The sequence below is a fragment of the Sinorhizobium terangae genome (genome assembly GCF_009601505.1).
In the GTDB taxonomy this organism is placed as follows: domain Bacteria; phylum Pseudomonadota; class Alphaproteobacteria; order Rhizobiales; family Rhizobiaceae; genus Sinorhizobium; species Sinorhizobium terangae.
The window spans coordinates 1-24684 of sequence record NZ_WITC01000139.1; the positions used below are offsets into that span (position 1 = coordinate 1).

The window sequence follows — 24684 nt, forward strand, 5'->3', positions numbered from 1 at the left end:
TGGCGATGCACTGGAGGAGGGCGGCCCGCTCGCTGGCTTTCAGGTCCGCGTCGTCGAGCGAGCGGACGGAAAAGGCGAGCGCCAGGCGCGAACCATGGCAGCGGCCGGCGAGATCGATATCGGTGAGGGAGCGGAGCATCAGACGCGCGCCTCCGCCGCGAACTGCCATTCCTTCTTGAAGGCAGTGCTGGTGGCGAGGCCAGCGGCCATGAGCAGCGCGACGGAAAGCGCGAGGATGGCGCAGGCGAGAAAGAAGCGGCTGGGGCAGGCCTCCAGGCGAGCCTTGTTGTAACCGGTGAAATGCTCATTCATGGCCAGAGGCTCCAGAGCAGGAAGAGAAGGTGGATCGGAAGAGAGGCGAGAAGGCCTGCGAGCGCGCCGCGCGTGAACCACAGGGGCAGGGGAGCACGGCGGCGCGCCCTCTTCGCCATGGCGCTACGCCGCCTGGGCCATGGCGGTGGCGAGCTCGGTGGCCTTGGTGCCGAAGAGCTCGATCTGGCGAGACGTGAAACCTTTGAGGATGAGATCGTCGGCGGTGCAGCCGTCGCCGTGGGCGCGCATCGCGTCTGCCATGCGCTGGATAGTGTTCCGGGTGTTGATTCCGCCGTTCGGTTGCATCGCTTGTCTCCGCGTTCGGGGGTGTTTACTTCTCCCCATGAGGCGGCGCGGAGATGCAGAACCGGTTTCCGCGCCGCCTCTTTGCGTGAGGAGACGATGCGAATATATACGCATACGCATAATCCACAATAGCAAAAATACGTGTGCGTATATCTTTTGGGCGAGAATGCGGCTGGACGGCAGGGTTTAATTCTGCTTCGAACAGGAACCGAGCGTGAACAGCAGGGAGTATTCGGCGCCGATGAATCAGCCAGCAGTGACGGAATTCGTGATCATTCCTCCGGCGGATATGCGCGAAAGTATTATTCTGGCTGCCGAGCGACTTCAGGCATGGCTGGAAGTAGCGTTTCCGGGTCACCGCTTCCGCTTAGAAACGCGGTGGGCGTTCAACGATGGCGCCTTCCGGGCAATCCCGATCATGAGTGCCGGAGGCAATGGGGACGCCATCATCATATGTGAAACGCCGTCGCCGGATCTGATCGCGGCAATCAGTAAAGCGTGCGGTGAGTTCGACCCTCGACCGACAAGTGCCTCTTAGTACCTTCTCCACTCTTCCCGAGGGATGCGGAAGCGATACGGAGCCGCCCATTCAATTACGACGTCTTCAATGTCGGCGGCGTTGGAGCTGGTGAGGGTGAAGAAGCCAGGTACCGATCCGCGCTTGATTTTCTTGATAAACATTCGCCCGTCTGCCAGGCGGACAATGCACATGCGGCCGATGAGATCGGTCGGCGGCCTGCCTTCCTTGTGATAGCCAATCAGGTCTCCGTCCTCGAAGATCGGCATCTGCGATTCGCCGCGGACGATGACGGCGCCTGTTCCTTCCGGGATTGGAAAATCGACCTCGACGGTATCAAAGCCGTCGTGCTCTGAATCATTGAAGGGCATGACCTCGGCCCCGGCACCCACGTAACCAAATATACTCACAGTTTGCGTCCAGCCAGTTTCCCAGCCAGTCTCGGATAGGTCGAAGTCGAAGTTGTGCTCCTCTGCGAAGGCTTTGAGCCTAGCGATTTGTTCAAACTCGGGTTTTGCTCCAGCTTCCCATCGCGACACGGTTGGTTGCGTCGCGCCGACGGCCTCGGCGAACGCGTGTTGTGTCATGCCTGCGAGTGTGCGCAGGCGTTTGATGGCAACCTTCAACTCCATTCGCCAGCGCATATCAAGGCCCCCCTTAAAAAGAAAATACACCAACGCATATCCCTTTACACTTGTTCATGCGTATGCGTATAAATGCGCCATGAGTGCTATCGCGCATATTCGGAAGAACATCTTCGTAGCTAATCAGGATGAGTTCGCCTCTATCGCCGGGGTTACTCAACCCACGGTGTCGCGTTGGGAGCGGTCTGGCGAGGAGTCGATCACGCTCGAACAGATGGCCCGTATTCGGGCGGCGGCCGAAGAGCGCGGAATCGCATGGAACGACCGCTGGTTCTTTGAACCACCAGTCGCGGAGTGCGCGCAATGAAGAGATCGATGTTCCCCCAGCAAGGCGCAGGGCGCGTAGGATTCCTCCTCCCTCTTGCACGTCTTGCCGCCTGGCAGGGGCGCGCCAATCGGACCCGGCGCGTCCCTGCCTTTGTTTTTCCTCTCCCGGCCGGGCCGGGGGCACCGGGCGGCCTGCCGCGCCGTATGCCACGCGGCTGCGGCGGGTCGTTTCCTTTTCGTTTTCGACTGGCATGCGGGCCACCCCTGATCTGATGGGCTGACCCTACGCGCGGGATGACCGCGCCTCACTGAATCCTTTTCCGTTTTTCTTTCCTTGCATTTCGCGGGGTGTTTTCGTGCGCACAATTCTCGAAGCAGATGTCTTGTCCCTGAAGGGCGCGACCGAGGCCAGCTTTGTTCTCGGCAAGGGGCTTACGTCTTTCGCCAGCTTTACCCGCGTGGGTGTCTCGACACTCTCGAAGTACGCTTCGGGGAGCGAGGAATTCCGGGACAACGTCATTCCCGTCGATATCGCCGTCGAGGCCGACAGGCGGGCCGGATCTCCGATCATCATCGGCGAGGCGGCGCGGCAGCTCGGCTACGGGCTGACGCCGCTCGCCGGCCAAGTCCAGGGCAAGCCGCTCACCGAGGCGGCGGCGCTGAAGGTGATGCACGAGGCGAACGACGTGTCCCGCGCCATTGTCGCGGCAATCGCCGACGGGCGCATCGATGCGCTCGACCGGAAGAAGATCGCCCATGAGGCCCGCGAGGCAATCCGCTCCCTGCAGGAAGTGCTCGCCAGTCTGGAGGGGGAGTGATGTATTCCACCCTCGACGTCAGACTTTCCGGCGAAGAGCGCGCCTTTCTTCGTACCGTTCGCCATGCGGGCGGATCGTTGCATGTGGGTGACGATCGCCAGCGTGAACTGGCGAAGACCTGTGCGGCGGCCGGCGTGTTGGCTTTTGTCGGCGGCAGCATCGGCCCCGGAAAGCGGGTGAGCGGCGTGGCGCTCACGGGCAAGGGGCACGCCTATCTCGACCGGCTGATGAGGGCGCACTGATGACCCTCGCTCACGCCACCACGCAATCCCGCATCATGGCGGAGATCGAGGCTAACGGCAGCTACAGATGCGCAAGCGAGAAAGAGCAGATCGCCGCGCGCAAGCTTAATGGAAAAGGCCTGATCCGACGCGACAAGAAGGACGGTCACCTTTGGCATGATCCGAACGCGCCCGTGCCAGCTTCGCCTGCGGTGGTGGAGGCTGCACAGTTGCCGGCGACCGTCGCCGATGCCTCCGACCTCGTCGTGGCGATCGAGAGCGCACGCGCGCTGCTCGACGCCGGAGACGTGCAGGCGGCCTTGTTGCTTTCCACCGGGCTTTACGAGCGGGCGAAGGCCGGGGCTGCCTATGCGGAGAAGGTGAAGGCGTCGCGCGAGCTGATCGACAAGGCGCGGCGCATGCAGGCAGAAGCGCTGAAGATCGAGAGCATGTGCTATGTCGCGATGGCCGATGCCATCGACGAGGCGCAGGCCAAGGGCCATGTCGCCAAGCAGGGTCAGGCAAAGGTCCGCGATGCGGACGTTTTCACATTCGACGAAGTTGGCATCGACAAGCGCCGCCTGCACGAGGCGCGCAAGTTGCGCAATGCCGTGCGGGCGGAACCTGATTTCGTGGAGCGCGTCGTCGAGGCGCGGCTTGAAGCCGGCCTGGAACCAAGCCGGCGCAGTATCTCGCATGCCATCGGCACGAAAACGGCGACGAAGGAGGAGAAGGGCGACCAGCTCTATGAGACGCCGGAGGAGGCGACCAAAACGCTGCTCGCGCTGGAGAGCTTTTCCGCGACAGTGATGGAGCCTGCTGTCGGGCGCGGCGCAATCCTGCGCGTGCTGGAGGCTGCCGGCTATGAGGCGGCGATCGCGGATCTGCGCGACCGCGGCACGGTCACGCAGCACGGCGAGCTGCAGCAGGTCGGGGACTTCCTCAAGTCGTCGCCTGTGATCGGCGCCCGCATGGATATCGTGACCAACCCGCCCTATGGCGACGTGGCCAACGCTTTCCTTGCGCATGCGCTGCGCGTGCACCGGCCGCGCAAGATGGCGGCGTTGCTCAACCTCAACTTCATGTGCGGCTTCGAAGATCCCGACCGTCGGTTCTTGATGGATGAGAATCCACCATCCCGCGTCTACGTCTTCACGCGTCGCCTGCCGATGATGCACCGGGACGGATGGGACGGGCCGAAGGCATCGAGCCAGATGAATACCGCCTGGTTCGTTTGGGAGCGGAACGACGATGGCTGCACATATGGTCGTGGCGACGGGCGTTTCGAGACCATCCGTGTCGACTGGCAGAATTACCGGTCGGCGCCGGCGCTGACGCCGGGCGCCGGCGGGCATGCGGCCCCGTTCGTCTTTTCATCAGATGACGAGGATTTCACGCGCGAAACGCCGCGCAAGACGCTCGACGAGCGCTGCGACGAGGAGCGTTCGCGCGCGCTCGTCTGGATGCTGGAGCACGACGCGTTCGATGCGGTGACGCTGCGGCGGGGCATCGGCGTCCGGCCATCGGTCGCGGATGCCCTGATCGCGGGGCTTTCGGCTGACGGGCTGATTGAGCCGCGCGACGGCGCGGAATGGGCGCTCTCGGATGCCGGGAAGCTGGCGCTGGAGGCGACGGCGGGAGCGCTGCTGTTGATGAAGGTGGCGGGATGACGACGGTGCTCCTGCCCATCCTCGAAGAGCTTGCCGACGCGCCGGACCATGCGGCGCGGGCACGGTGGCTGCTCGCCGCGCCGCTCGCGGTGCTCATCCGCGACCAGATCACCATTCACCGGCTGCTCTCAGCGGCCGGCTTTCACGAGGGCGACGCCTATCTGGCCGCCGAGATCGCGGCGCTTTCCGCGACACGCGGCAAGGACGGGCTAGCGCCGATCACCATTCGAAATGCGCGGGAGTACGCCCGGATCGGAATTCAGGTCATTGCGCGCGGGGGCGCGCTGGAGGGGGCAAGGTATGTTCAGAACTGATCTCTTCAGCGAGACCAGCACCGATGCGCTAATGGCCTCGGCCTATCTCGGCGCTCCGCTGATCATCGACAGCTTCGCCGGCGGCGGCGGGGCTTCGACCGGGATCGAGGAGGCGCTGGGCCGCTCGCCGGATTTCGCCATCAACCACAATGCGGACGCGCTGGCGCTGCACCAGGCGAACCACCCGGAGACGCATCACCTCTCGGAAAACGTCTACCGGCTCGATCCGCTCGACCACCTGAAGGGCAAGCACATCGGCCTCGCCTGGTTCTCGCCGGACTGCAAGCACTTCTCCAAGGCGAAGGGCGGCAAACCTGTCGAGCGCAATATCCGCGACCTATGCTGGATCATTCCCGGCTGGATCGAGCGCATCCAGAAGAGCGGAGGCCAGGTCGACGTCGTCATCATGGAGAACGTCGAGGAGTTCAAGGATTATGGACCGCTCGTCCAGACCGATCGCGGCCTGATGCCGGATCCGGAGCGCCGCGGCGAGACCTTCCGCAAATGGTGCAGGCGTCTGCGCCGGCTTGGCGGCAGGATCGAGTATCGCGAGCTGCGCGCCTGCGACTATGGCGCGCCGACGATCCGCAAGCGCCTGTTCGTCATCATCCGGTTCGACGGTCAGCCGATCGTCTGGCCGGAGCCGACGCACGGCAAGCCAGACGATCCCGACGTGATCGCCGGTAAGAAACTCCCGTGGCGGACGGCGGCCGAATGCATCGACTGGTCGCTGCCTTGTCCGTCGATCTTCGATACTGCTGAGCAGATCTGGCAGAATCACAGCTTGCGCGCTGTCCGTCCGCTCGCCGATGCGACAATGGCGCGCGTGGCTCGTGGGATGAAGCGCTACGTGCTCGATGCGGAGCGGCCGTTTCTAGTGCAGACCGGCTACGGCGAGCGGACAGGCCAGGCGCCGCGCGCCATGAGCATCGACAAGCCTCTTGGCACGGTGGTCGCCAGCGGCATCAAGCATAACGTCGTCGCGCCGCACCTGATGACGATGCGCAACGCCGGTAAACCGTTCAACGGGGCAGACGAACCGACGCATACGATCACCGCTGGCGGTGCGGGCCTTACGCTGGTCGCGCCGGTTCTGACCGCTGCCCAGCAAGGCGGTTCCGTCCGCTCGGTGGAAGATCCACACCATACGATCAGTGCCAGCAGCAAGGACCAGAATTCCGTCATCGTGCCGACGCTGGTCGGTTGCGGCGGCAGGGCAGGGCAGAGCCGACCACGCGGCGGCGACGAGCCGACGGGAACGATCACGGCCAAGGCCGATGGCTGCGTCGCGGTCGCCTTCATGGCCCAGCACAACAACGACAGCCGCCGCATCGGTGGCGTCAACCCCGGGCGGCCCGTCGACGAGCCTATGTCGACGGCGACGCAGTCCGGCAGTCAGCAGGGCATCGTCTCGGCCTTCGTTGCTCGCCAGTTCGGCACGTCGACCGGCCACGCGCTCGACGAGCCTGCCGCGACGGTAATGGCCGATGGTGGCGGCAAGTCGCAGCTCGTCGTGCTGTACCTGCAGGCCTACTACGGAACTGGTGACGGCCAGCACGAGACCGAGCCGATGCGGACGGTCACGACGAAGGACCGGCACGGCCATGTCGAGGCGACTGTCGGCGTGCCGCCCTTCACTGAAGAGCAGGCGGATCGCGCCCGGCAGGTCGCCGATTTCATGCGGGCGCATGGCTTCTGGGACGATCGCGAGTTCGTCACGGTCGAGATCGCCGGCGAGACCTTCGTCATCGTCGATATCGGCATGCGCATGCTGACGCCGCGCGAACTCTACAACGCGCAAGGCTTCCCGCCGAAATACAAGATCGACGGCGTCTGGAAACAGCCTGACATCGGCCACAACGGCGGCCCGGTCTGGGTGCCGTTCTCGAAGTCGGTGCAGGTGTCGTGCGTCGGCAATTCCGTCTCGCCGCCGGTCGCATGCGCGCTCGTCGCGGCCAATTGCAACCACCTGGCAGTGCGGAGGGAGGCGACGTGAACTGGTGCAACGACAATTACAGGATGCTGCTTATGTGCGGTGACGTGGATGTTGGGGCGGTTTATCCGCCGCTCGGCAGGGCGCGCGTTTGGCGTTGGCGGGTATGGGTCACCAAGAGCGGCCACCCTGCGGCGGGATCGGAACGATCCGAGAAGCGAGCGATGGAGCAGGTAGACGGCCGGTTCCGGGCATTTCTGGATGCTGCGCGGCTCATTCCAGAAGGCGGTGCGGCATGAGCAACGCACGTTTCTCAATCATTCCTGGCTGGGTGGTTGCCGATCGGCGTCTGAAGGGGCGCGATCTGCAGGTGCTCTGCGTGCTCGGGCAGCATACGAACCGCAAGCACGGCTGGTGCCGACGCAGCCAGGTGAAGATGGCGGCGGAGATGGGCTGCGCACGCTCCACTGTGCAGGCCTCGCTCGACAGGCTTGTGAAGATCGGCGCCGTCGAGCGTCGCGAGGTGGTGAGCGACAGCGGCCGGGACAGCGCCCACTGGTATCGCGTCATCTACGATCGCGTCACGCCGGAGGAGGCTTTCCGCGAATGGGACCGCGACGACGAGCTGACCGACGAGGAATTGGGGGCGGATGTGCTCGAAGACGACAGCGATACCCCTGCCGATCAGCCGGCACCCCCTGCCGGTATATCGGCACCCCCTGCCGGTCCAGAGTCGGCACCCCCTGCCGGTCCTGGATCGGCACCTATTAACGACTCTAGCTTAACTCCTCCTGCTGAACGAACAGAGAGAGGGCGCGGGCGCGATGATGGGGAAAGTGATGACCCCACCAAGTTTGCGAAGCGGGTGAAAGCGCTGGAGCTGGGCACGGCGAACAATCCGTGGCCAGGTGCGATCGCCTCGTCGACGGCATGGGCGCTGCTGCAGTTCGAAAAGCTGACGCCGGAAGAACGCAGGCTGGCAGAGGAGCGCCGGGACTCATACCTCGCCGAGTGCAAGGCGCAAAAGGTGAAGCCCGTCGCGCTCGGCGTCTATCTGCGGGACAAGAAGTTCCTCGACGTTTCGCCTTTGGCTGCGAAGGCGCAGGTTGCAAGCGCCAAGATCCCTGTTGCTCCGTTCGGGCCGGTATGGGCGGGAATGCGGGCGCTGGCGCTGCTGGACGGCCCTGAGGCTGTCGACGTGCCGCTCGATGTGCGCGACCGAGCCAGGCAGATGTTTGAGGCGCTGCGGCGCTCCAGCGAGGCGAGGGCGCTCGCCTACCTGCAGGGCAAGGGCATTGAGCTTGGCGCCGATGGCGGGCTGATCTTCCCGAATGACTTCGACCAGGCCGAATTCAGGCGGCGCGTCTGCGAGAGCGGCTATCCGCGGGCGAACGCGCTGCACCTGCAGGCAAAGGACCGGGAGCGAGGCGTTGCGGAAGCGCGCTTCGGGGCGCTGGTGGAGCTTTGCGAGCCGGTACCGGTCGGCTCCGCTCTCTTCGAGCAATGGCGGGAGCATCACGAGGAGGCTGGCTGGCCGTTCGTGCCAGATCCCGGATCGATGCCCGTCGTCTACTTCCCGAGGGGCGGGCCGGAAGGACTTCACGATTTCGAAATGGCCGCACGCGCGGCGCTGAGACAGGAGCGGAGCGATGATCATGCAGCATAAGGGGATGGTTGGCACACCGATCGCAATTGGCTCCGGAGATCGGTTCAAGGATCGCATGCGCCGAATCACAGACGGGCTACTCGACGAGGGCGCACTGGTGACCACGAATTGGCGAATCAACGGTGGTAAGGCGCCGTGGTTTGCGCTGCGCGTCTGGACGGGGCGCGAGAAGGTTGTGGAAAACAGCCTCGACGAGATGGGCATACGGTCGCTTGTGCCCATGCGAAAGGGACCGGATCTGCGCCGTCGCGGTCGCCTTATCGAGGGTGCGATGATGCCTGTGATCCACGGCTATGTGCTCGTTCAGATGTTTGCGAAAGCCGAATACCTGACTGGATTGCAGGGCATTGAGCATGCGATCGATGTGCTCGGCGGCTGCGAACGTCCGATGCGCATCAGTGACAAAGAGGTCAGCAGATTCAATGCTCTGGCGCGTAACGGTTCCTATGACTGGGAGCGTCCTGTCGACATGATCCTGAAGGCAGGCGAGCCCGTCTGGATCACTGCCGGTCCGTTTTCCGATAAGAAGGCGACCGTCGTTACGCCAAGCAAAAAGGGGCGTGGTGACGTGGTTGTCTGCATCGACTTCATGGGCGGCGAAATCCCGGTCACGGTGCCTCTTGCACTGCTGAAAAAGTTGTGAGAGTCATTTCGCCACTGGATGAGCTGATGATCCTGCAGTGAGCCTCTGAGAACGCACGAGAGTGCGGGGCGGAAAGCCTGAGGTCGGTACACCGGTCAGCCCCAACCCTGACAGTCTTCAAGGCGAGACACCGATTCAGGGCCAGTGCGCAAGCCATGTCTGGATGAGGTCTATAAGGTTCATGATGAACTCGGAATCGGCGATGATGTGGACCTTAATCTGAAATCTCGATCGTTTGTTTCGCATACGGGTCGTTCCTTCATTGATTGAAGGCCACCCTGAAGAGGGAACAGTTGAGTAATCAAATCGGCGGCCGAGAGGTCGCCTTTTTCGTTTAATGGTATGGGCAGGCTCTCGACCATCAAGCCAAGGCTGGCGACGCTGGCGCCGAAGATTGGCCGTGCTCCCGGCGACGAGAAGGCAAGGCTGCGCGAGCGAGACCAGACGGTCGGATGGCGCAGCTGGTACAAGACGGCACGCTGGCAGAAGCAGCGCATGAACGTGCTGATCCGCGATCGCTTCACCTGCCAGATGGTTGGATGCGGCAAGGTCCAGCCCGACACATCACAGCTGGTTGCCGATCATAAGATCCAGCACCATGGCGACGAGGCCCTCTTCTGGGATGAGGACAATCTCCAGTGCCTCTGCAAGCCCTGCCACGACAAACTGAAGCAGAAGGAAGAGCGGGCACAGGCTCACTGGTAGGGGGGGTGGGTCAAAAGTCTGGAAGCCCCTTCCTTCTAGACCCGCGCCCCCCTCACGCAGAGATTTTTTTCTGATGGAAACGAATTTCGACCTGTTCGGTCAGCCCATTCCGGAGTGGAAGGGCAAGCGCGGACGCCCGCGCTATGAGCCGACTGACAGAGACCGCAATAAAATCAAGCTGTTGCTGGCGCTTGGCTGGTCGATCGAGCGGATGGCCAACGGTATCGGCGTCTCGCCGGCGACGGTGAAGAGGTATTTTAGAGCCGAGCTGAGGGAACGCGATGCGATGCGCGATCGGCTCGATGCTCGCCGCTTCGAGCTCGCGATGGAGCAGGCGAACGCCGGCAACGTTGCGGCGCTTAAGGAGCTGGGCAAGATGATCGAGCGCTCCGACACGATGCTGATCGACGCTCGCCTCCGCCAGGCGCAAGGCGATCGGAAGCCGGAAAAGGAAGACAAGCAGCTCGGCAAGAAGGAGCAACAAAAGCTGGACGCGAAGACGGCCGGCGAGGGTAGTTCCTGGGGCAATGATCTACTGCCCGGCGTTCACAGGGTGCAGTGATGGATACGGCGTGGATGCCGGCTTCGACCTGGTCGACGGCGGTACCGGACTGGAAAGAGCGAATCCGCAAAAAGCTGTCGCTCATTCCTGAGCTGCCGCTTTACGACGTCGTTGCGGAGAAGGCGCTCCGGATCTTCAAGCGCCTTCGGGTGCCGGACATTATCGGCAATCCGACCTACGGCGAGGCTTGCGACGACTGGGTTTTCGACTTCGTTCGCGTCGTCTTCGGCAGCTACGATCCCGAGACGAAGCGCCGGGCGCTGCGGGAATTCTTCCTGCTGGTGCCGAAGAAGAACGGCAAGTCCTCGATCGCGGCGGCGATCATTGTGACGGCCGCGATCCTCAATGAGCGACCGGAAGCGGAATTGCTGCTGATCGCTCCGACGAAGCAGATCGCGGATATTTCGTTCAAGCAGGCGGCCGGCATCGTCCGGTTGGACCCGGAGCTGGCGAAACTCTTCCATGTTCAGGATCACCTGAAGAAGATAACGCACCTGAACACGCTTGCCGTCATCATCGTGAAGGCAGCAGCGGCGGACGTCATCACCGGTTCGAAGGCGACCTACATCCTAATCGACGAGACGCACGTCTTTGCCGCCATCGCGAAGGCTGCTGACATCTTTGTCGAGATTCGCGGTTCGCTCGCAGCACGGCCTGATGGTTTCCTGCTGCAGATCACCACGCAATCGAAGACGCCACCCTCTGGCGTGTTCAAAGCCGAACTGCAGAAGGCCCGCGACGTTCGCGATGGGCTGTTCGAGTTTCCGATGCTGGCCGTTCTCTACGAGCTGCCGGCGGAGGATGCGGTGAACGGCGGCTGGAAGCGGCGCGAGACTTGGGGGTTGGTCAATCCGAACCTGAACCGTTCGGTCAACGAAGATTACCTGGCCGGAGAAATCGCTACGGCGGAGCGTGAGGGGCCGGAAAAGCTGGCGCTGATCGCCTCACAGCACTTCAACGTCGAGGTCGGCCTCGGGCTGCATGCCGATCGCTGGGCCGGCGCGACATACTGGGAAGCGGCGGTCGAAAAGGAACTGTCGCTCGATCGCATCATTGCGGAATGTGATGTTTGTGTTGTCGGAATCGACGGCGGCGGCCTTGATGACTTGATGGCGATCGCTGTCATTGGGCGGCATGCGAAGGCGCGGACGTGGCTGCATTGGGGGCGTGCCTGGGCGTACCCAGATGTCTTCGAGCGGCGGAAGGAGATCGCTCCGCGTCTGCGGGACTTCGAGAAGGATGGCGACCTGATCGTGTGCGTGGAACCTGATCAGGACATCATTGAAATCACCGATGTTTGCGAACGGCTGTTTGCTGCAGGGCGGTTGCCGGAGAAAGCAGGCATAGGTCTCGATGCTTTCGGTGTTGCGAGCCTGCTGGATGCACTCGCAGAGCGAGGCATGGCAGGCGACCTCACCATGGCGGTCGGACAGGGCTGGAAGCTGCAATCGGCTGTCACAACGTTGCCGCGCAAGCTGAAAGACAAGACCATGCGCCATTGCGGACAGGCGCTAATGGCTTGGGCGGTGGGCAATGCAAAGACGGAGCTGAAGGGCTCCAACTACATCGTCACGAAGCAAGCCGCCGGCGCGTCGAAGATCGATCCGCTGATGGCGATGTTCAATGCGGCGATGCTGATGTTCCTCAATCCGGAAGCTGCAGGCTCACGGCAGTCGCCCTGGGATGACCCGGAATTCAGCTATCAGGTGGCATGATGGGATTGTTTGGACCGAGCCAGCGACAGATCGATGCGGCGGTGAAAACGGCGCTGGACGCACGTGCATCGATCGAAGACCCAAAAGTGCCGATTTCCTCGGAGAACATTCTCGCCTTTCTCGGTATTGATGCGCTCTCGGCGGCCGGGGAACGCGTCTCCATCGACAGTGCGCTGGGTGTTCCGGCGATCTTCGCCGCCGTGAACTTCCTCTCGGGCACGCTCGCGAGCCTGCCGCTCAATGTCTACAAGAAGACCGATGCTGGCCGCGAGAAGGTGAAGAATGGCGTCGCCAACATCCTTCATGATGTTGCGAACGACACGGCGTCGTCGTTCGACTGGCGGAAGTACTCCTTCGATCAGGTATTCACCGGCGGCAGGTCCTACTCTTTTATCGAACGCAACGACCTGAAGCGCATCATCAACATCTGGGCGCTCGACCCCGGCCAGACAAAGGTCCGTCGCAAGGATGGACGGAAATTCTACGAATATCGGGACGGTGGGAAGACGAACACCTACCAGGCCGAAGAGATCATCGACATTCCCTTCATGCTGAAGGCGAACGGCCTTGATCATCGCTCACCGATCCTGACAAACAAGGATGCCGTCGGCCTTGCTCAGGCGGCGACGAAATACGGGTCGAAGTTCTTCCAGAACGGTGGTGTTCCGCCATTTGCGATCACGGGTCCGATCACTTCACCCGGCGGGCTGCAGCGATCGGCAGACGATCTGACGGCGGCCGTGAAGAAGGCGGCGAAGGAAGGGCGGCTGGCGCTGTCGTTGCCGGCGGGGCACGACATTAAGCAGATCGGCGTCGATCCTGAGAAGTCGCAGCTGGTCGAGCTGCAGCGCTTCCTGATCGAGCAGATTGCCCGGATATATTCACTGCCTCCGACGTTCCTTCAGGATCTTACGCACGGTACTTTCTCGAACACCGAGCAGCAGGATCTTCATTTCGTGAAGCACACGCTGACGCGGTGGGCTCGGCAGTTCGAGCAGGAGCTGAACCTCAAGCTTTTCGGGCGGAGCAACAGCCGAATCTATGCCGAGCTAAACCTCGACGGCCTCCTTCGCGGTGACTTCAAGACGCGCATGGAGGGCAATGCGCGCGCGATCCAGACCGGGCAGCTGACGCCCGATGAGGCCCGCGAAATGGAGAACCGTCCGGCAATAGGCGGCGCTGCCGGGAAGCTTCACATGCAGGGTGCCATGATGCCGATCGACAAGCTCGGGCAGCAACCACCCCGCACCAACGGTGGACAGTCGCTCGACGACGAAGAAGGGAAAAACAGCGATGCAGCGTGAGATCCGTGGTGGCATCCCGGCCGACATCAGGGCAGAGGATGGCGGCATCAAGGTTTCCGGATATGCGGCCGTGTTCAACCAGGAGACCGATATCGGCGGATGGTTCCGCGAGGTGATCGAGCCTGGTGCATTTGCCGAGGCGATTGGCCGCGATGACGTCGTCTTCCTGGTCAACCACGACGGGCTCCCGTTGGCGCGCACCCGCTCCGGCACGCTGAAGCTCTCCGAGGACGATCACGGGCTGCGCATCGAAACGGAACTCGACGGCGATGATCCCGACGTGCAGGCCATCGTGCCGAAGATGAAGCGCGGCGACCTAGACAAGATGTCGTTTGCATTTTGGGCCGAGGTGCAGGAGTGGGACGACACACAGGACCCGCCCCGGCGAACTGTGAAAAAGGCGCGGCTATACGACGTGTCGATCGTCACGACGCCTGCCTATGAAGGAACCGAGATCGGCCTTCGCAGTCTCGAAAGTCACCGCAAGGGCAAGAACTTCCATGCGGCCCGCTCACGCATCCGCATGAAAATGGACCTCGCTTTGAAAGAGCGGGAGAACGGCAAGTAGCGGCCTGCTGCTGCCTATTCAACTTCATCAACATCGGAGATTGATCATGTTTGCACAGCTTAAGGAGCTGCGCGAGAAGCAGGCTCGCATTGCCACGAACGCTCGCGCTAAGTTCGATGAAATCAAGGATGACACGCCTGCCGAACGCGCGCAGGAGATCGAGCGTGAATTCGATGCCATGATGGCTGAGTACGATCAGCTCGGCGGCCGCATTGAGCGGATGCAGAAGCTCGATGAAGCCGAGGCTCGCGCCAACAAAGGCGATCCGCGCCGCCCGAAGGGTGACGATGGTGAGAGCCGCAATGACGGCGATGGCGCTCCGCAGTACAAGGATGTATTCGCAAAGGCCATCCGCTTCGGCGTGTCGGAGTTGACGCCCGAGGAGCGGGCCGTCATCCAGCAGCACCGCGCGGACATTCCTGCAGAAGTCCGGGCACAGTCGACCGGCACCGATTCTGCCGGCGGTTATCTCGTGCCGGAGGGCTTCTCGGGCGAGATCGACAAGGCCATGAAGGCCTGGGGTCCGATGTGGGATGCTGACGTTGTCCGTGAGATCAACACCTCGTCGGGCAATCGCTTGCCGTGGCCGACAGTCGATGACACCTCGCAAACCGGGGAGTTGAAGGCGCAGAACGGCGCCGTTACCGACGATGGCACCGGCGACGTCGTGTTTGGTGAGAAGCAGCTCGACGCCTATGTCTACTCGACGAAGATGGTCCGCATCCCGATGGAGCTGCTTCAGGACTCCGCCTTTGACATGGAGGCGCTACTGAATGATCTCTTCGGCGAACGTCTCGGCCGCCTCGCGAACAGTGTTCTCACGACGGGCGATGGCACCAATAAGCCGAATGGTATCGTCAACGCCTCGTCGCTCGGCAAAGCCGCCGCGGCTGCTGCGGCCATCACGTCCGACGAGCTGATCGACCTCGTGCATTCGGTTGATCCGGCCTATCGAGCGTCGCCGAAGTGCCGCTGGCAGTTCAACGACAACACGATGGCGACCGTACGTAAGCTGAAGGACGGACAGGGTAACTATCTCTGGCAGATGGGTGATGTCCGCACCGGCGAGCCTGATCGCCTCCTGGCGCATCCCTATTCCGTCAACCAAGCCATGGCGAACATCGCGGCCAGTGCCAAGCCGATCATCTTCGGCGATCACAGCCGCTATGTCGTCCGCAAGGTGCGCGGTTTCACCGTGCTGACGCTGCGCGAGCGCTATGCCGAAAACTTCCAGATCGGCATGGTCGGCTTCAAGCGCTTCGACGGCGAGCTGCTCAATTCGGCGGCCGTCAAGCACCTCCAGCTCGCCGCTGCCTAATCAGTCGGCTTTGCGCGACGGGCGGTCCGCCGCCCGTCTTCAAAACCGAAGGAGAAGTGCCATGAAAGTCAAACTCACAGTCTCGCGCGGCGGTCCCGATGGAACCTTCGCACCCGGCGAGGAGATCGACGTAAGCGACGCGGAGGCCCAGCGCATGTTCGATGCCGGGCAGGCCATTCCGGTTCGCAGCGAAAAGCCGGAGACGGCGACGCGTAAGGACAAGTCCGAGAAGGCGGTGAAGTAGCATGTGGTCGGGCGTTTCCGTGTCGACCAAACCCGGTGGCGAGTTGATCAGTATCGCGAAACTGAAGTCACGTTTGCGCATCGACGTTGCCGACGATGACGAGATGCTCGGCGATATGCTCAAGGGTGCGATTGCTCGCATCGACGGGCCGAACGGGATCGGTGTCGCCATGCTCAAGCAGACGTGGCGGAAATCCATGGATTGCTTCCCGTCCTGCATCATGTTGCCGGGGGCGCCGATCAAGGGCGTCACCTCCATCACCTACGTCAACAATGACGGTGTCACACAAACGCTCGCGGCAGATAAGTACCGCGTCGACCTGAATAAGGAGCCGGTGCGCGTCGAGCCCGCCTATGGTTTGTCCTGGCCGTCGTCGCGCGATGTGATCGGGGCCGTCACGGTGGAATACGAGGTAGGCGAGAACAGCGCCGCAGACGTGCACGCGGATCTCATCGACGCCGTCTGCCTGATTGTTGGGCACCGCTATGCCAATCGCGAGGCGGTTTCTGAGGATGCGGCGCACGCATTGCCGCTCGGGGTGGAGTGGATTTTGCAAGAGCACGTCCGCTGCCACGTAACTGCGTGAGGATCGATGCCTGGGGCTGGCAAACTCGACCGGCGGATCACCATTGAGCGCGAGACCGAGACGGGGCGCAATGAGGTCAATGAGCCGGTTTATGAATGGACCGCGCTTACGACGGTTTGGGCGCGTCGTCGCGATGCGAGCGATGGGGAGCGGGAAGCGGCGGGGCAGGTTGGTTCGACGCTCATGACGCGGTTTGTCGTTCGCTCCTCGAGCGTCACGCGCACGGTCACGCCCGTCGATCGGCTGAACTATTCCGATGCGACCTGGAACATCCTCGGTGTGAAAGAGACCGAGGAGGGGCGGAACCGTTTCATCGAAATCACTGCGATCAGGGATGCCGACTGATGCGTTTCAAGGTCAAAGTCGAAGGCCTGAAGGAGCTGGATCGCGCTCTGCAGGATCTGAAGCAGGTCACTGCGAAGGGCGTGGCGCGGCGTGTGCTGCTGAAGGCGGCGACGCCGATCGCGGAGGCGGGGCGGTCGAATGCTCCGCTCGGGCCGACCGGGAACCTGAAGGCCTCCTATGGTGTCGGCACGAAGCTGACGAAGCGGCAGGCGAAGCTGCACAGGAAACAGAGCCCGGTGGAAGTCTTCGCCGGGCCGAACGATCCGGCTGCGGTGCAGACCGAATTCGGCAACGAGCATCAGGCGGCGGAGCCGCATCTGCGGCCGGCGTGGGATGCGAACAAGGACCGTGCGCTCGACATCGTCAGCAAGGAACTCGGGACCGAGATCTCCAAGGCGGCGAAGCGGGCGGCGCGCAAGGCCGCGCGAGAAGCGGCAAAAATTGGCGGCTAACCCATGGAAGCAGCATTGACAACGCTTCTCACCGGCGATGCCCGGGTGAAGCTGCTTGCCGGCACCAAAGTGCACTGGGTGCGAGCGCCACAGGAGACTGTGCCGCCGTATGCGGTGCTGCAGGTCATATCCAGCCGCGACGATTATCACTCGCAGGGGCCTTCCGGGCTCACCGATGCGCGCGTGCAGATCGATGCCTATGCCGGCACCTATCTCGCCGCCAAGCGGCTTTCCGACGCGATCCTCGCCGTCCTCTCCGGCTATCGCGGCATAGTTTCCGGCGTGCGGCTGCAGGGCGGCTTCGTCGACAACCGCCGGGACTTCCCGGCCTCCAGCAGCGGCGATGTGATGCCGCTGTTCCGGCGCTCCGCCGACATCATCATCTGGCATTCCAGCCTCTGAAAGGGAGCCTATCATGGCAGACACTGAAGCATCCATTGGCTACGGCATCACTTTCGAGATGGCCGATGCCGCTACGCCTACCGTCTTCACCTACATCGCGGAAATCTACGATGTGACGCCGCCGTCGGACGAAACCGACCAGGTCGACGCGACGCACATGCAGAGCCCGGGCCGGAACCGCGAATTCATCGAAGGTCTCACCGATCCTGGTGAAGCCTCCTTCGAGATGAACTATGTTCCGGGTTCCGCTTCGGACAAGGCGCTGATCGCCGCCAAGGGCAAGCGCAAGTGGTGCCGCGTCACATTCCCGAACGGGGCGCAGACGCTGTTCTACGGCATTCGCCAGACCTACGAAAAGTCCGCGCCGACCGATGACAAGATGACCGCGACGGTCACCTTCAAGGTTTCGGGTGAACCGATCCACACAGATCCGGCGGCACCGCGCAACATCGCGCTTCCCGCGATCACCGGCACGGCGAAGGTGGGCGCGCCTCTCGTCCTCGATGGCGGTATCTGGGCGGGTGCGGAGCGCTTCGAATACCAGTGGCAGGCGGATGCCACCGACATTGTCGGTGCGACGGGTCTCTCCTACGTTCCGGTCTCCGGTGATGTCGGCAAGGTGATCACCTGCGAGGTGACCGGCTACAACGACGATTTCAACACAATGGCCGAATCGGCCGCGACGGCTGCTGTCATCGCGTAAGGATCACCCATGACGAACAACGTGCGGGGTGTCGTCACCCAAGAGATCGACGGCAAGGCCTACGGCTTCCGGCTAGGCGCCAATGAGTGGTGCGAGCTGGAAGACGATCTTGGCAAAGGTACGAGTGCCATCGTCAAGGACATCGAGATCATGGCCCGGTCGAACGATGTCGACATGCGCCTCTTCCGTTCGATTTTCCGCGCCGCCTTGAGCTACTCCGAGCCTGAGGCCACGGCACGGGATGCGGGCGATCTGATGGAGAAAATGGGCATGGAGAGCGCCGGTCTGCTCGTGGTCAAGATCATCCAGGCCGGAATGCCGAAAGTGGAGGCGAAGGGCGGCAGGGGAAAGCCTCAAAGAGCAGTGAGACGCCGATAGACTGGCAATCGCTGCTCTCCTCCTGGGTCGAGGTCGGGCAGGACCCGGCCCACTTCTGGAATCTGACTCTTCGCGAGATCGACGTCATCGTCAGCGGGGCGGTTGCGAACCAGCGCAAGCGGCAAAACGAACTGCTGACGGCCGCCTGGTTCATGGCGCGCCTCAGTGCCTACGCGCCTGCGAAGGCGAAGGACTTCATCAAACTGGAGAAGATCCTTCTCCGCGATGATCGACAACAGACTGCCAAGTCCGACTGGCGCGACGTGTTCGCCAAAGTCCGGGCGTGGGGTAGCAAGCAAGGCTAATCCATGAACGCTGTGATCGGTGCGCTCCGCGTCGTGCTGGGGCTCGACAGTGCTGCCTTCGAGAAGGGGGCTTCGAACAGCCAGCGGACGCTTTCGAAGCTCGGCAAGAGCATGCAGAGCTTTGGCGCGACCATGTCGGCGCGCGTCACTGCGCCGCTAGCTGCAGCCGGCGCGGCGATCACGGCCGCGCTCTCCGGTGTCGCCAGCGATATCTCCAGTCTGCAGAATTCCGCCAAGGTCGCCGGCGCTGGCTTCCAGGAGTTTCAGAAGCTTGCCTTTGCCGCAAAGACGGTGGGTATAGAAAGCGACAAGCTCGGCGACATCTACAAGGACGTGAACGATAAGGTCGGCGACTTCCTGCAGAATGGCGGCGGGGAGATGGCCGATTTTTTCACGAACATCGCGCCGAAGGTTGGCGTGACGGCCGAGGCCTTCCGCAATCTCTCCGGTCCGCAGGCGCTGCAGCTCTATTACGACTCCCTGCAGAAGGCGGGTCTCAGCCAGGCGGAAATGACCTTCTATATGGAAGCGGTCGCTGACGAGGCGACGGCGCTCATTCCGTTGCTGCAGAACAACGGCGCGGAATTTGCGCGCCTTGGCGACCGGGCGAGCGAGCTTGGCTCGGTATTCTCCGACGAGGCTGCAGCGCAAGCCGCGAAGTTCAACACCTCCATGGCTGAACTCGGTGCGTCGCTACGCTCGCTCGCCGTCGTAATCGCCAACAGCGGGATCATCGAATGGGTGACACAGGCGGTGCAGACGATCACCGGCTTCGTTCAGCACCTCTCACAGACAAACCCGGAAATCGTCAAATGGGGCGTCGTCGTCGGTGGTCTCGCCGCGATCATCGGTCCCGTCGTCGCGGCGCTCGGGCTGATGGTGAGCGCGATCGCCGCGATCGGCGTTCCGGTCGCCGCGGCGATCGCGGGTATAACCGCGCTCGCGGCCGCCGTCGTTGCCTTTTGGCCGGAGATACAGGCGGCGTGGGACTGGGTGAAGAAGCTCGTCGACGTCTTCGTCGAGCTCCACGCACGGGCGCTCGTGGCCGTCATCCAAAAGTTTCAGGAACTAGGGACTTCGATCCGGACGGCGCTTTCCGGCGTGGTCGCCGAGGTGGTCTCTGCTTTCAAGGCTCTTCCCGGCGTCATGATGCAGATCGGCGCCGACATCATTAACGGTCTCATTCAGGGCATCAAAGCGCAGTGGGAGAATGTCAAGACCGGCGTTTCCGACATCGCCTCCGGGATCAAGAGCACCTTCACCAGCTTCTTCGAGATCCATTCTCCGTCGCGCGTGATGGAAGGGATCGGCATGAACATCATGCAGGGTCTCGGGATCGGCATGGACGGGTCGAGCGCACCTGTTCTCGCTACGGCCCAGAACGTCGCCGGCGGCATCCGTGGTGCTTTCGACGGGATGGAGAATGTCGGGTCCGGCCTCGGCGACGGCATCAGCGGCGCCTTCGACAGCGTCGGATCTTCGCTGGCCGAAGCGATCAAGGGCACGAAGGAGTGGCGCGACGTGGCGCTCGATGCGCTCAGCAGCATCGCGTCCAGCCTGCTGTCGACGATGAACTTTGGCGGTGGCTTCGGCGGTGGCCTGCTCAAGGGGCTGCTTGGCGGCCTGGTCGGTTTCCAGAATGGCGGCTCGTTTCAGGTTGGTGGGGCAGGGGGCATCGACAGTCAGATGGTCGCCTTTCGCGCAAGCCCGAATGAGACGGTCAGCATCACCAAGCCTGGGCAGCGGACGGGCGGCGGCACTTACGCGCCGACTTACAACATCGACGCGCGCGGCGCCGATCAGGCGGCGATTGCGCGGCTGGAGCGGGGGTTGGCGGAGCGCGACCGGACGGAATCGAAGCGCGTTGCCGGTTATGAGCATGCGCGCACGACGCGGAATACGAGGGCCTGATGGGACGGTTGATTTCGATGCCGAACGGACTGCGGCCGCGTTCGATGACGCCGCTTTCCGGTCCTCGCGTGGTCGGCGGGGCAGCGAACACGTCGATCGGGAACTTCTCGCAGACGGTTGCTTCGCCCTTCGGCGCCTGGCGCTGGGAATTCGTGTTTCCGGTTTCGAAGGATGCGAAGTTCCGGCGGTATCGCGGTTGGGCGACGGCGCTGCATGGCGGCGCCAATGCGACGCGCGTGCCATTTGGCGACCCGGACATGATGACCCTGCTTGAAGCCGGCCTGACGGTGACTAGTGCGCACGAGCGGTTCGGGCTGCCATGGGGCAATGGCGAGCCGTGGAGCAACGGGCAGAACTGGAGCGTGACGGCGCCGAATGTGCCGGTCGCGGCCGCCGCCTCGCTCGATGCCTCGATCATCCGCCTCGAAGATGAATTCTGGGGCCATCGGCTGCAGATGGGAGACTATCTCGGCTTCTTCCCGCTCCACTTCGGGCTCTACACGATCACCGAGGAGCGGGGTGACGGTGAATACCGGATCTGGCCGCCGCTTCGCAAGGCGCTGACAGTCGACGACTTCGCGACGCTCTATCCGACAATGGCGATGCGGCTGGAAAGCGAAGATGCGGCGAGTGCGGCGCGTGGCGTCGCCTATGCCGAAGAGGCGAGCGTGACGCTGATCGAAGTCTTCGACTACGACGTCAGGGACTATTTCGCGGATTGATCATGGCGAACCTGTTTTCTGCTGATGACATGGCGTTCCTGCGCCGGCCGCACATTGCGCGGGCGTGGTTCGCGGATATCGATCTGCCCTCCGGCCGCTGGCGGCTGCACAATGGCGTCGGGCGCAAGACCGTCGGCGGCTTCGAGTGGCGTGGGGTCTCCGATCCCGCCGGCGGTCAGCTCGTTTCGATCGGCGCCGTCGAGGATCCGCGCTTCGGGCAAGCGGCGAAAATTGATGTGGTGATTGCCGGCACCAATGTCGAATTCCTGCGCTCGGTCAAGGATCAGGGTCGGCAGATCGAGGGACGGCTTGCCGACGTCTACTGGTGCGCCTTCGACCAGGAGACGCAAGAGGTCTGGTCCTCGGGGCTGAAGAAGCTCTTTCCCGGCTACCTCTCTTCGCCAAAAATCCGCTGGAGCGGCGTCGGCGTGCGGACCGTCTCCTTCACCATAGAAAGCCTTTGGCACTCGCAGAACTTCCCCTTCGGTGGCAAGTGGACGCCGGCGGACCAGCAGGCGCGCTATCCCGGCGACAAGGGGCTCGAATTCGTCGGCGTGAAGGTGCAGGAGATCATCCGTGCGGACTGATCTTGCCGAACCGCTGCGCGCTTTCCTCGAGGAGGCGCAGGAGAGCGAGAGCGTCTGGGGCGTTTCCGACTGCTCCAAATGGGCGGCGTCGTGGGTCGAGCAGGTGCATGGCCGCAAGATCGCTCTGCCGCGCTGGAAAAGCCGCGAGGAGGCGCATCGGCTGATTGCGCGAGCTGGCTCGCTCGAAGCGCTCTGGTCAGAGGCGCTCGCCGACTTCGGGCTTTTCCAATGTGGCGTGCCGCAGCTCGGCGACGTCGGCGTCATCGAAACCGGCCGCTACGGGCAGGTCGGCGGCATCTTTCTTCATGGGGAATATTTCGCGTGGCGCGCAGAGACGGGCGTCGCGTTCCTCGTTCCCCGTCTAATCGTCAAGACCTGGTCGATCGTATGAAATCCGTTAGATTGCTGTTTGCCAGCGGCGCTTCGTTCGTCGTGATGGCGTCGCATGCACATGCGGACCCGGTGTCGCTGATCGCGACGGCCATTCATGGCTTTCTGCTTTCGAGCACAGCAGTCGCCGCGACGGCCGCCGGCACGATCGCAACGATCGCCGCGAACGTGATCGTCGGCGGGGCTCTGGTCGGCCTGTCCATGATCGGCCGCCAGCGGCAAACCGGCACGGTGAAGGCCGCCGATGCGAAGGGCACCTTCGAGAGCGGCGAAAGCTCGGTGATCGAGGGGCTCGGCCGCGTGCGCGTCGGCGGGCTGAAAGCTTTCGGGAACACCGACGGTTCGACGCGCTGGCGGCTCGTCTGCCGGCTTCAGGGGCCGATCGATGCGATCGAGCAGTATTTCGTTGGCGGTCGCGAGGTGACGGTCGATTCGGATGGTGACGTTTCCTCGCCGCCCTGGTCGAAGTCCGGCGGCTCCTGGATGAAATGGGAGGACAAGAAGGGTACAGGATCTGAGACCGCGTGGCCGGCGCTGATCAGTGCTTTTCCGGAACTCTGGAGCAGCGCTCACCGGGTGCGCGGCATTGCGCAGTCGCTTGTCACTTTCTTCAATCCGGGGCTCACCTCGTCGAAGTATCTCTCGCTTTACCAGGGAGGCGTTCCGGATACCGAATGGGTGGCGCGTGCATCGCTGGTCTACGATCCGCGCGACGACAGCGCAGATCCCGACGACGATGATACATGGAGCTGGAGCGAGAACGGCATTCTCTGCGCCGCGCATGTGCTGCGCCGCGATCCGGCCTTCACCTCCGATCGTTTCGACTGGCCGCTGATCACCACTCAGGCGGTTAAGGCCGACATCTTCATCGCGACGAAGACCGGCACTGAGAAGCGAGCGCGCTGCGGCGGCATGTGGGCGTGGGAGGGCGCGCGCCGCGACACGATGCAGGACATCCTCGATTCGATCGGGGCAGAGATCCGCTATACGGCCGAGGGCAAGATCTGGTTCGAGCTGATCGATGACGATCCGTCGCCGGAAATCAGTCTCGTGCCGATCGACCTCCTCGAGCTCGACTGGATTTCGGGACCTGAGGCAGTCGAGCGGCCGAACATCTGCCGGATCAAATACTATTCGCCGGAGCGCAATTACGAGCTCGCCGACATCGACATGACCGGCATCGCCTGGGCGAAGGTCGATGACGAGGTGACGCTCTACGGCCCCAAATATCACGATGTCGAGCTGCCGTTCTGCCCTTCGGCGAGCCAGGCGCAGCGGATCGCCCGGCGACGGTTCCTGCAAGCGCGCGGCGACACAGGCGTCGCCGTGACGAACATGGTCGGGCTCGCCGCCTGGGGGCTCTACTACGGCGAGATCGAGCTGCCGGATCTCGGCGACGTGGAGAAGGTGAAGCTCTTGCCGCCGCGCATCGACGACAGCCGGGGCACGGTGGAAATCCCTTTTGCGGTCTGGCCATCGCTGCCGGCGTGGAACCCGGCGACAGACGAGGCGGACGCGCCGGAAGCTCTGCCGGAGATGCAGTATGAAAGCTCGCTGCCGACGCCGGACGCGCCGACAGCGGCGGTGCACATAACCTATCCGATCAGTGGCAACAAGGAATTCAGGATCGCCTACACACTGCCAGGCGTGAGCTTCAGCACGGTCGAGGCGACGTATCGCGCCTATAGCGGCGGGCTGCCCGGTTCCTGGTCTGGCATGAACGAGCAATCGACCTTCGCCTATATCGGGGCCGATCTCTTCGGGCAGGAGGTCGACGCGCGGGTCAGGATCTTCGAAGGCGATGACGGCAGCTATTACTCCGATGTCCTGCATGTCACAGCTGCAGTGAACAACGCACCCTGCGGACAGCCGATCCTTGTTTCCGGCGGCACGACCGTGTCGGGCACGACTGCTGCGCTCGATGTCACGGTTAACGCCACCGAGCTGCGCTGCGCTTCGATCCGCCTCGACCGTCGCGTCGATGATGGGTCGGGGTTCGGCCCCTGGTCGACACGCAACGAAAAAGATGCGCGTCCCTTCCAGGATGTGACTTTTGGCGACAGCTACACCGGCGGCGGTTTTGGCCAACGCACCGTCGAATGGCGACTGATCACCAAAACCACCGGCGGCGTCGAAGGCACGCCGCGCACCTTCTCGGCTCAGATCAACCTCTAGC

Annotated in this window: 31 protein-coding genes; 27 read left to right on the forward strand and 4 right to left on the reverse strand. The window is 62.9% G+C overall.

Going from position 1 to position 24684, the window contains the following annotated elements; translation table 11 throughout:
- Positions 1 to 138: 138 nt before the first annotated feature.
- The 3 genes from GHK62_RS33800 to GHK62_RS33065 are packed head-to-tail and all read right to left on the reverse strand — an operon-like array spanning position 139 to position 618.
- Positions 139 to 312 (reverse strand): hypothetical protein, encoded by a 174-nt coding sequence (locus tag GHK62_RS33800; RefSeq protein ID WP_167528430.1) that lies wholly within the window; start codon positions 310 to 312, stop codon positions 139 to 141.
- A complete protein-coding gene (locus tag GHK62_RS34955; RefSeq protein ID WP_268833771.1) occupies positions 309 to 431 on the reverse strand; it encodes a hypothetical protein in 123 nt (40 codons plus the stop codon). The genes GHK62_RS33800 and GHK62_RS34955 overlap by 4 nt, the downstream gene beginning before the upstream one ends.
- 4 nt (positions 432 to 435) lie before the next feature.
- On the reverse strand, positions 436 to 618 hold the full coding sequence (locus tag GHK62_RS33065; RefSeq protein WP_153443223.1) for a hypothetical protein: 183 nt from the start codon (positions 616 to 618) through the stop codon (positions 436 to 438).
- Positions 619 to 832: 214 nt separating this feature from the next.
- Here GHK62_RS33065 and GHK62_RS33070 point away from each other — a divergent pair, with 214 nt between their 5' ends.
- Entirely contained in the window at positions 833 to 1156 is a 324-nt protein-coding gene (locus GHK62_RS33070) for a hypothetical protein (RefSeq protein WP_153443224.1), read from the forward strand.
- Here the strand turns inward: GHK62_RS33070 and GHK62_RS33075 are convergent.
- Positions 1153 to 1767, reverse strand: coding sequence for a LexA family transcriptional regulator (locus tag GHK62_RS33075; RefSeq protein WP_234887139.1), 615 nt, complete (start codon positions 1765 to 1767; stop codon positions 1153 to 1155). The two genes, GHK62_RS33070 and GHK62_RS33075, sit on opposite strands and share 4 nt — an antisense overlap.
- Between GHK62_RS33075 and GHK62_RS33080 the strand changes: the two genes are divergently transcribed.
- The 26 genes from GHK62_RS33080 to GHK62_RS33205 all read left to right on the forward strand — a co-directional run bounded on the left by GHK62_RS33080 (position 1748) and on the right by GHK62_RS33205 (position 24683).
- Complete coding sequence (locus tag GHK62_RS33080) at positions 1748 to 2086, forward strand: helix-turn-helix domain-containing protein (protein ID WP_167528429.1); 339 nt, start codon at positions 1748 to 1750, stop codon at positions 2084 to 2086. The genes GHK62_RS33075 and GHK62_RS33080 overlap by 20 nt on opposite strands.
- Before the next feature lie 316 nt (positions 2087 to 2402).
- Positions 2403 to 2864 carry a phage regulatory CII family protein gene (locus tag GHK62_RS33085; protein ID WP_184108568.1) on the forward strand — a complete coding sequence of 154 codons (462 nt, stop codon included), beginning with the start codon at positions 2403 to 2405 and terminating at the stop codon, positions 2862 to 2864.
- Entirely contained in the window at positions 2864 to 3106 is a 243-nt protein-coding gene (locus tag GHK62_RS33090) for a hypothetical protein (protein WP_153443226.1), read from the forward strand. Before GHK62_RS33085 ends, GHK62_RS33090 begins: the two co-directional genes overlap by 1 nt.
- Positions 3106 to 4755 (forward strand): hypothetical protein, encoded by a 1650-nt coding sequence (locus GHK62_RS33095; RefSeq protein ID WP_153443227.1) that lies wholly within the window; start codon positions 3106 to 3108, stop codon positions 4753 to 4755. The genes GHK62_RS33090 and GHK62_RS33095 overlap by 1 nt, the downstream gene beginning before the upstream one ends.
- Complete coding sequence (locus tag GHK62_RS33100) at positions 4752 to 5069, forward strand: hypothetical protein (RefSeq protein WP_153443228.1); 318 nt, start codon at positions 4752 to 4754, stop codon at positions 5067 to 5069. The genes GHK62_RS33095 and GHK62_RS33100 overlap by 4 nt, the downstream gene beginning before the upstream one ends.
- Complete coding sequence (locus GHK62_RS33105) at positions 5056 to 7065, forward strand: DNA cytosine methyltransferase (RefSeq protein WP_153443229.1); 2010 nt, start codon at positions 5056 to 5058, stop codon at positions 7063 to 7065. The genes GHK62_RS33100 and GHK62_RS33105 overlap by 14 nt, the downstream gene beginning before the upstream one ends.
- 232 nt (positions 7066 to 7297) lie before the next feature.
- A complete protein-coding gene (locus tag GHK62_RS34760; RefSeq protein ID WP_234887140.1) occupies positions 7298 to 8668 on the forward strand; it encodes a hypothetical protein in 1371 nt (456 codons plus the stop codon).
- Positions 8652 to 9311 carry a transcription termination/antitermination NusG family protein gene (locus GHK62_RS33115; protein ID WP_153443230.1) on the forward strand — a complete coding sequence of 220 codons (660 nt, stop codon included), beginning with the start codon at positions 8652 to 8654 and terminating at the stop codon, positions 9309 to 9311. Before GHK62_RS34760 ends, GHK62_RS33115 begins: the two co-directional genes overlap by 17 nt.
- 342 nt (positions 9312 to 9653) lie before the next feature.
- Entirely contained in the window at positions 9654 to 10016 is a 363-nt protein-coding gene (locus GHK62_RS33120; protein WP_153443231.1) for an HNH endonuclease, read from the forward strand.
- A 73-nt stretch (positions 10017 to 10089) separates the two neighbouring features.
- Entirely contained in the window at positions 10090 to 10578 is a 489-nt protein-coding gene (locus tag GHK62_RS33125) for an AraC family transcriptional regulator (RefSeq protein ID WP_153443232.1), read from the forward strand.
- Between the two features lie 14 nt (positions 10579 to 10592).
- The gene (locus GHK62_RS33130) at positions 10593 to 12293 is read left to right on the forward strand and encodes a terminase large subunit (RefSeq protein ID WP_234887141.1); all 1701 of its coding nucleotides are present in this window, start codon (positions 10593 to 10595) and stop codon (positions 12291 to 12293) included.
- On the forward strand, positions 12293 to 13597 hold the full coding sequence (locus GHK62_RS33135; protein WP_167528431.1) for a phage portal protein: 1305 nt from the start codon (positions 12293 to 12295) through the stop codon (positions 13595 to 13597). Before GHK62_RS33130 ends, GHK62_RS33135 begins: the two co-directional genes overlap by 1 nt.
- On the forward strand, positions 13587 to 14165 hold the full coding sequence (locus GHK62_RS33140; protein ID WP_153443235.1) for an HK97 family phage prohead protease: 579 nt from the start codon (positions 13587 to 13589) through the stop codon (positions 14163 to 14165). The genes GHK62_RS33135 and GHK62_RS33140 overlap by 11 nt, the downstream gene beginning before the upstream one ends.
- A gap of 46 nt (positions 14166 to 14211) precedes the next feature.
- A complete protein-coding gene (locus GHK62_RS33145) occupies positions 14212 to 15483 on the forward strand; it encodes a phage major capsid protein (RefSeq protein WP_153443236.1) in 1272 nt (423 codons plus the stop codon).
- 61 nt (positions 15484 to 15544) lie between these two features.
- Positions 15545 to 15727, forward strand: coding sequence for a hypothetical protein (locus GHK62_RS33150; protein ID WP_153443237.1), 183 nt, complete (start codon positions 15545 to 15547; stop codon positions 15725 to 15727).
- Position 15728: 1 nt separating this feature from the next.
- Positions 15729 to 16313, forward strand: a complete 585-nt coding sequence (locus tag GHK62_RS33155) for a head-tail connector protein (RefSeq protein WP_153443238.1) — start codon at positions 15729 to 15731, stop codon at positions 16311 to 16313.
- Between the two features lie 6 nt (positions 16314 to 16319).
- On the forward strand, positions 16320 to 16658 hold the full coding sequence (locus GHK62_RS33160) for a phage head closure protein (protein ID WP_153443239.1): 339 nt from the start codon (positions 16320 to 16322) through the stop codon (positions 16656 to 16658).
- The gene (locus tag GHK62_RS33165; RefSeq protein WP_153443240.1) at positions 16658 to 17110 is read left to right on the forward strand and encodes an HK97-gp10 family putative phage morphogenesis protein; all 453 of its coding nucleotides are present in this window, start codon (positions 16658 to 16660) and stop codon (positions 17108 to 17110) included. The genes GHK62_RS33160 and GHK62_RS33165 overlap by 1 nt, the downstream gene beginning before the upstream one ends.
- Before the next feature lie 15 nt (positions 17111 to 17125).
- Positions 17126 to 17512 carry a DUF3168 domain-containing protein gene (locus tag GHK62_RS33170; RefSeq protein ID WP_167528432.1) on the forward strand — a complete coding sequence of 129 codons (387 nt, stop codon included), beginning with the start codon at positions 17126 to 17128 and terminating at the stop codon, positions 17510 to 17512.
- A 13-nt stretch (positions 17513 to 17525) separates the two neighbouring features.
- On the forward strand, positions 17526 to 18215 hold the full coding sequence (locus tag GHK62_RS33175) for a phage tail tube protein (protein ID WP_153443242.1): 690 nt from the start codon (positions 17526 to 17528) through the stop codon (positions 18213 to 18215).
- 9 nt (positions 18216 to 18224) lie between these two features.
- Complete coding sequence (locus GHK62_RS33180; RefSeq protein WP_153443243.1) at positions 18225 to 18593, forward strand: hypothetical protein; 369 nt, start codon at positions 18225 to 18227, stop codon at positions 18591 to 18593.
- A 308-nt stretch (positions 18594 to 18901) separates the two neighbouring features.
- A complete protein-coding gene (locus GHK62_RS33185; protein WP_153443244.1) occupies positions 18902 to 20809 on the forward strand; it encodes a phage tail protein in 1908 nt (635 codons plus the stop codon).
- Positions 20809 to 21531 (forward strand): hypothetical protein, encoded by a 723-nt coding sequence (locus tag GHK62_RS33190; RefSeq protein WP_234887142.1) that lies wholly within the window; start codon positions 20809 to 20811, stop codon positions 21529 to 21531. Before GHK62_RS33185 ends, GHK62_RS33190 begins: the two co-directional genes overlap by 1 nt.
- 2 nt (positions 21532 to 21533) lie before the next feature.
- Positions 21534 to 22118 (forward strand): transcriptional regulator, encoded by a 585-nt coding sequence (locus tag GHK62_RS33195; protein ID WP_153443245.1) that lies wholly within the window; start codon positions 21534 to 21536, stop codon positions 22116 to 22118.
- Positions 22108 to 22509: a DUF6950 family protein gene (locus GHK62_RS33200; protein WP_153443246.1), complete on the forward strand. Its 402-nt coding sequence runs from the start codon at positions 22108 to 22110 to the stop codon at positions 22507 to 22509. The genes GHK62_RS33195 and GHK62_RS33200 overlap by 11 nt, the downstream gene beginning before the upstream one ends.
- On the forward strand, positions 22506 to 24683 hold the full coding sequence (locus tag GHK62_RS33205) for a hypothetical protein (RefSeq protein ID WP_153443247.1): 2178 nt from the start codon (positions 22506 to 22508) through the stop codon (positions 24681 to 24683). Before GHK62_RS33200 ends, GHK62_RS33205 begins: the two co-directional genes overlap by 4 nt.
- Position 24684: the final 1 nt, after the last annotated feature.

Coding starts and splice junctions, on each gene's coding strand:
- GHK62_RS33800 (WP_167528430.1), bottom strand. CDS start 312: ATGAATGAGCATTTCACCGGTTACAACAAGGCTCGCCTGGAGGCCTGC.
- GHK62_RS34955 (WP_268833771.1), bottom strand. CDS start 431: ATGGCGAAGAGGGCGCGCCGCCGTGCTCCCCTGCCCCTGTGGTTCACG.
- GHK62_RS33065 (WP_153443223.1), bottom strand. CDS start 618: ATGCAACCGAACGGCGGAATCAACACCCGGAACACTATCCAGCGCATG.
- GHK62_RS33080 (WP_167528429.1), top strand. CDS start 1,748: ATGGCAACCTTCAACTCCATTCGCCAGCGCATATCAAGGCCCCCCTTA.
- GHK62_RS33075 (WP_234887139.1), bottom strand. CDS start 1,767: ATGGAGTTGAAGGTTGCCATCAAACGCCTGCGCACACTCGCAGGCATG.
- GHK62_RS33090 (WP_153443226.1), top strand. CDS start 2,864: ATGTATTCCACCCTCGACGTCAGACTTTCCGGCGAAGAGCGCGCCTTT.
- GHK62_RS33095 (WP_153443227.1), top strand. CDS start 3,106: ATGACCCTCGCTCACGCCACCACGCAATCCCGCATCATGGCGGAGATC.
- GHK62_RS33100 (WP_153443228.1), top strand. CDS start 4,752: ATGACGACGGTGCTCCTGCCCATCCTCGAAGAGCTTGCCGACGCGCCG.
- GHK62_RS33105 (WP_153443229.1), top strand. CDS start 5,056: ATGTTCAGAACTGATCTCTTCAGCGAGACCAGCACCGATGCGCTAATG.
- GHK62_RS34760 (WP_234887140.1), top strand. CDS start 7,298: ATGAGCAACGCACGTTTCTCAATCATTCCTGGCTGGGTGGTTGCCGAT.
- GHK62_RS33115 (WP_153443230.1), top strand. CDS start 8,652: ATGATCATGCAGCATAAGGGGATGGTTGGCACACCGATCGCAATTGGC.
- GHK62_RS33120 (WP_153443231.1), top strand. CDS start 9,654: ATGGGCAGGCTCTCGACCATCAAGCCAAGGCTGGCGACGCTGGCGCCG.
- GHK62_RS33125 (WP_153443232.1), top strand. CDS start 10,090: ATGGAAACGAATTTCGACCTGTTCGGTCAGCCCATTCCGGAGTGGAAG.
- GHK62_RS33130 (WP_234887141.1), top strand. CDS start 10,593: ATGCCGGCTTCGACCTGGTCGACGGCGGTACCGGACTGGAAAGAGCGA.
- GHK62_RS33135 (WP_167528431.1), top strand. CDS start 12,293: ATGGGATTGTTTGGACCGAGCCAGCGACAGATCGATGCGGCGGTGAAA.
- GHK62_RS33140 (WP_153443235.1), top strand. CDS start 13,587: ATGCAGCGTGAGATCCGTGGTGGCATCCCGGCCGACATCAGGGCAGAG.
- GHK62_RS33145 (WP_153443236.1), top strand. CDS start 14,212: ATGTTTGCACAGCTTAAGGAGCTGCGCGAGAAGCAGGCTCGCATTGCC.
- GHK62_RS33150 (WP_153443237.1), top strand. CDS start 15,545: ATGAAAGTCAAACTCACAGTCTCGCGCGGCGGTCCCGATGGAACCTTC.
- GHK62_RS33155 (WP_153443238.1), top strand. CDS start 15,729: ATGTGGTCGGGCGTTTCCGTGTCGACCAAACCCGGTGGCGAGTTGATC.
- GHK62_RS33160 (WP_153443239.1), top strand. CDS start 16,320: ATGCCTGGGGCTGGCAAACTCGACCGGCGGATCACCATTGAGCGCGAG.
- GHK62_RS33165 (WP_153443240.1), top strand. CDS start 16,658: ATGCGTTTCAAGGTCAAAGTCGAAGGCCTGAAGGAGCTGGATCGCGCT.
- GHK62_RS33175 (WP_153443242.1), top strand. CDS start 17,526: ATGGCAGACACTGAAGCATCCATTGGCTACGGCATCACTTTCGAGATG.
- GHK62_RS33180 (WP_153443243.1), top strand. CDS start 18,225: ATGACGAACAACGTGCGGGGTGTCGTCACCCAAGAGATCGACGGCAAG.
- GHK62_RS33185 (WP_153443244.1), top strand. CDS start 18,902: ATGAACGCTGTGATCGGTGCGCTCCGCGTCGTGCTGGGGCTCGACAGT.
- GHK62_RS33190 (WP_234887142.1), top strand. CDS start 20,809: ATGGGACGGTTGATTTCGATGCCGAACGGACTGCGGCCGCGTTCGATG.
- GHK62_RS33195 (WP_153443245.1), top strand. CDS start 21,534: ATGGCGAACCTGTTTTCTGCTGATGACATGGCGTTCCTGCGCCGGCCG.
- GHK62_RS33205 (WP_153443247.1), top strand. CDS start 22,506: ATGAAATCCGTTAGATTGCTGTTTGCCAGCGGCGCTTCGTTCGTCGTG.